The sequence below is a fragment of the Rhizobium ecuadorense genome, from assembly GCF_001187535.1.
GTDB lineage: Bacteria > Pseudomonadota > Alphaproteobacteria > Rhizobiales > Rhizobiaceae > Rhizobium > Rhizobium ecuadorense.
Genome location: NZ_LFIO01000057.1, coordinates 1 through 219 on the forward strand (window position 1 = coordinate 1; position 219 = coordinate 219).

Consider the following 219-nt stretch of genomic DNA (forward strand, 5'->3'; position numbering starts at 1 on the left):
AATCCGAATAGTCTTCGGCCGTCAGGAAAAGCTGTGGCTTGATCAGCCGCATCGTGCGGGTCCACTGCTTGAGAAACTTGGCCCCGAAGGCGGCAGCCCGATCGGCGCGCCGGCCGTCGGCATGCAGGACCGGATATTGATGGATCGAACTCGTCTGATCGAGCCGGAAACCATCGATATGGCAGAATGAGACGAGGAATGCAGCGCTCGAGGTGCTGG

The 219-nt window shown here is 59.8% G+C and carries 1 protein-coding gene; it reads right to left on the reverse strand.

Features of this window, described 5'->3' with window-relative positions:
* Positions 1 to 219: hypothetical protein (locus AF337_RS02460; RefSeq protein WP_152970867.1), on the reverse strand; the 219-nt coding region annotated here is incomplete at both ends.